The sequence below is a fragment of the Muricoccus roseus genome, from assembly GCF_900141905.1.
Taxonomy (GTDB): Bacteria; Pseudomonadota; Alphaproteobacteria; order Acetobacterales; family Acetobacteraceae; genus Roseomonas; species Roseomonas rosea.
Window position 1 is genome coordinate 1 of record NZ_FQZF01000071.1, and the last position, 3,856, is coordinate 3,856.

At 69.5% G+C, this 3,856-nt stretch carries 6 protein-coding genes; 5 read left to right on the plus strand and 1 reads right to left on the minus strand.

The genetic code is table 11. From position 1 onward, the window contains the following. Positions 1-158: 158 nt before the first annotated feature. On the minus strand, positions 159-470 hold the full coding sequence (locus tag BUB97_RS25285; RefSeq protein ID WP_073140700.1) for a hypothetical protein: 312 nt from the start codon (positions 468-470) through the stop codon (positions 159-161). A gap of 777 nt (positions 471-1,247) precedes the next feature. Between BUB97_RS25285 and BUB97_RS25705 the strand changes: the two genes are divergently transcribed. From BUB97_RS25705 to BUB97_RS26065, 5 genes are all read left to right on the plus strand, one after another. Further along, on the plus strand, positions 1,248-2,183 hold the full coding sequence (locus BUB97_RS25705) for a DEAD/DEAH box helicase family protein (RefSeq protein WP_083755604.1): 936 nt from the start codon (positions 1,248-1,250) through the stop codon (positions 2,181-2,183). A gap of 56 nt (positions 2,184-2,239) precedes the next feature. Further along, on the plus strand, positions 2,240-2,806 hold the full coding sequence (locus BUB97_RS25295) for a hypothetical protein (RefSeq protein ID WP_139281464.1): 567 nt from the start codon (positions 2,240-2,242) through the stop codon (positions 2,804-2,806). A 24-nt stretch (positions 2,807-2,830) separates the two neighbouring features. Beyond that, entirely contained in the window at positions 2,831-2,998 is a 168-nt protein-coding gene (locus BUB97_RS26500) for a hypothetical protein (RefSeq protein ID WP_171979083.1), read from the plus strand. A 52-nt stretch (positions 2,999-3,050) separates the two neighbouring features. Further along, positions 3,051-3,296: a hypothetical protein gene (locus BUB97_RS25300; RefSeq protein WP_073140705.1), complete on the plus strand. Its 246-nt coding sequence runs from the start codon at positions 3,051-3,053 to the stop codon at positions 3,294-3,296. Positions 3,297-3,481: 185 nt separating this feature from the next. Next, a partial coding sequence (locus tag BUB97_RS26065) for a DUF932 domain-containing protein (protein ID WP_175562751.1) occupies positions 3,482-3,856 on the plus strand: 375 nt, incomplete at its 3' end.

Below are 3,856 nucleotides of genomic sequence, written 5' to 3' on the forward strand. Positions count from 1 at the left end.
GCCCCCAGCTCGGCCGCCCGGTTCCGGGTGTAGTAGTCCCCCATCGCCACGGCTTCGGGCGAGAGGGTTTCTTCCATCAGGTGGTCTGCCATCGCCCGCGCACCGCCAGGGGTGACGGTGGCCGCGCCCTTGCGGAAGGTCAGCACCGGCCGGGCCTGCTACTGACGCGACGGCGGCCCCGGCCGCCGGCCGGCGTGGCGCTCGTCGTCCTGGGCATCCTCGACCGGCCCACCGTCGGCCGCAGCCTCGATGCGGTGCAGGATTCCAGTCTGCTCGTCGAGGCGTTCCACGATCTGCGTCAGCAAGCCCGGCAGCGGGCTCTCGCCGGCTTCCTCGGTCGCCGCCTCAAGGATGGCTTGCAGCATTTCGGTGTGGGTGGCCTGTGTCTCCACCATCATCCGCAGCCCTTGGGTCAGCGTCTCAACGGTGTCCCGGAGGCGGGCCAGCTCGGCGGTGATGGCGTCTGACATGGCGGCTTCCTCGGCGTCGGGTGGTCGGGCGCCAATGAACCATCTCCGCTGGGGATGAGACCAGCACCTTCTAGGGTGCATTGGTCTGTAGAAGACTTCTCTTCCCCTCCCCTGCCCCTTTGAGGACGCCATAGGGGACGCCTTGGGACGTTTTGGGGACACCAGAGGAAAATTTGGGGATGCTTCGGATATCAAAAAGGGACAGAGCAGTGGACGCTTCTAGGGACGTTTGGCATGATGCAGGCGGCAACGATCTTAGGATGGCCGGCCCGGCATGCCTGACGATGAGGACGCTCTAGCTCGGGTGCTGCGGGCCGCGGACCAGGGTTCTTCGCGCTCTCGGCTCTACCAATGGATGCGCCAGCATCACGAGAACCTAGCCGCGCAGTTTGGGAAGGTTCGCCCAAACTGGCCTGCCCTGGCGGCCGAGTTCGCATCCCTGGGCATCACGGACAGCACCGGAAAGCCGGCCACCCCGGAGCGCACCCGCAAAACATGGTGGCGTGTCCGGGCAGACGTGAAGCGGGCTCAGGCTCGCAATCTTGCCGGGGCCATCCCCGCCTCCGTGGTGCCCTCTCCTGCGCCGACGCCGGCACCGGCCGCCCCTCCTGCGTCTGCCGCGTTGCCACAGCCTCTCACGACGACGCCTTCGCCTATCCCCCCTCGCCCACCCGCGCCCGACAACTCACCCGTGAACCTGTCGGAGGGGGTCAATCCGCCAGCTAAGCCGAAGTTCGGCATTGCTCGGCTTAGGCAATGACTTGGAAGGAACCGAACATGGCCACCAAGCCGACCGCCATTCCCGGCGCCGATGCTCCTCCCGCGGCCGAGGGTGGCGCGAGCATCGTCCGCCTGTTCCAGCGCAAGCGCAGCTTTGACGCCCCGGAAGCCACCATCGGCCTGCCCCCCTCCGCGCTCGATGCGGCGGCCTCGTCCCTGACACCTTCCGGGCCGATCCTCGACCTGACCGGGAAGCCCAAGGTGTGGTTCGTCAGTGGCCCGGGGCGGTCGGGCAAGACCACCCTGCTGCGCTACATCCTCGAAGCCGCCGCCGCGACCGGCAGCGAGGTCTTGGCGGCCGCCCTGGACCCACAGAACCGCTCCCTGGCCGCCTTCGTGGACGGCGTTGACCAGCCGCCCACCAACGAGGCCGCCAGTGTCGCGGCATGGCTGGAAGAGCTGCTTCGATTCGCGATGGAGGAGAAGCGTTCGGCGCTGCTGGACCTGGGCGGCGGCGATACCAGCCTCAGCCGGCTGCTGGACGATGCGCCCGACCTGGGCGACGTAATGGAGGAAGCCGGTGTGTCGCCAGTCGCGATCTACACCCTCGGCCCGCGCGTGGACGATCTCTCCTCCCTCGCCTCCTTCGAGAAGAAGGTGTTTGCGCCGGCGGCGACGGCGCTGATCCTCAACGAGGGCTTGGTGTCCCCCACGCAGTCGCGGGAAGAAGCGTTCGGCTGGGTCCTCAATCACTCCGCGTTCCGCGAGGCCGTGGCGCGCGGGGCGGTGCCGATCTGGATGCCGCGGCTGGACGCGACCGTGGCCAACGAGATCGAGGCCAAGCGGCTCTCGTTCAGCCTGGCGCGCGACGGCCAGGAACCGCAGGGCCGCGCGCCTGTCGGGCCGCTCGGCCCGCTCAACCGCTCTCGCGTCCGCAAGTGGATGGCGAGCATGGATCAGGCGCTGGCGCCGATCCGCTCCTGGTTTCCGTGAGCGCCGCGGCGCCGACGCCGGCCGGCCCTCCTGGCGAGGGCGCGCAGCTCCCCGACGTGGGGGAGGCAATGCGCCAGGCTCGCGCCGATCTGGAAGCCGCGGCCGAAACCGCCAGGGTAGAGCGGGACCCGCTCGCCCCGGTGCTGGCTGGGCTGTCGTCCAGCCTGGGCGCCATGGTCGCGCTACAGGCCCGCATGGAAGCCAGTCGGGAACCGCTGGACGCCAAGGCACGGGCCGAGATGACGCGCCAGCTCGTGCAGGCGTGCCGGGCCGACTTCGTGCGTCTGGCGGCCGGGCAGTCCCGCCGGCTCGCGGTGGTCTCGGGTGTCGGCGCCGCGGTGCTGCTGCTGGCCACGCTCGGCGGAGGGTATCTGTGGGGACGGTCCAAGGAAGCGGCGGAAGTGCGCGCCGCCTCGGGCGTGATCCGCGCCGCGTTGTCGGAAGGGTCCACCTCGGCCCAAGCCTGGGCCGACGCGATCCGCCGCAACGACCTGGTGGGCCTGCTGGCGCGGTGCGAGGGGCGCTCGGTGTGGGCCGACCCGACCGGCCGGCGAGCCTGCGCCGTGCCGCTATGGCTGGATGAGGCGCCGCCCCCGGTGGCGCCGACCGGGCCGCGCTCGTGAGGCGTCCCACGGTGTCAGAATTTCATGGCGCTGTGGCGCTTCGGCGCCTTGGTTCTTCGCCTGCTGCTGGCCGTGATCTTTCTCGGCCGCGGGCCGCTGCGACGGCTGCTCGCATCCGTCACGGGGATCCCCACCGTCGCGGCCTTCGCGTGCCTGTTCAGCATCCGCCTTGCCCTGGACGCCGGCAGTTGAAGTTTTAAAGTTTCGAAGTTAACGGGAAGGGCTTTGCAGAAGGTTTGCCCACATGCCCCGCACCGCTGCCGCGTCCGTTCCGCACGATGCGGACGACGCGCCCGCTGCCAAGCGTCGCCCCGGCCGGCCCTCGCCCGGCGACACCGTGCAAGTCACGCTCCGCATCCCTCGCGGCCAGCTCGCACAACTCGTTGAGGAAGGCGCCAGGCGCACCGCCGCGACCGGCCGCACCGTCACCGCGCAAGCCGTGATCATGGAGCTGCTGGAAGCGAAGTTTCCTTATAGACCGGGCGCCTGATCGTGCGCGGGCGAGATACCCCGGCCGCGGAGCGGCCCGGCGCTGGCTCTCCCAACACCTCACGAACTCGCGACCAGATTTATGACTTTTAAACTTTTAAAATGTTGACGGCAGGGGGAAGGGGGTGTAATGTCCCTTTCAGCCGAGACGCAATGCCTCGGTGGCTAGAGCAAAGGCGCTCTCCAATGTCGTTCTTCCGTTCCTCTCGTTCCTTCGGCTCTACCCGCGCCGCGATGGGCGCCAGCCCGCTGTCCGACGGAGAGCTGATGCAGCTCGCCCCGTCCGCCTTCGCGACCGAGGCCCATTCCTCCCGCTCCGCGCGCTACGCCTACATCCCGACCGCGGACGTGATCGCAGGCCTACGGCGCGAGGGCTTCGCCCCCGTGCTGGCCCGTCAGACCCGCCCGCGCGACGCCGAACGCAGCGGCCACACCAAGCACCTCATCCGCTTCCGCCACGAGGGCCAGGCCAACCAGCCGCGCCGCCTCGGCATGACCTTCCCCGAGGTCGTGCTCATCAACTCGCACGACGGAACCAGCGCCTACCACGTCACCGCGGGC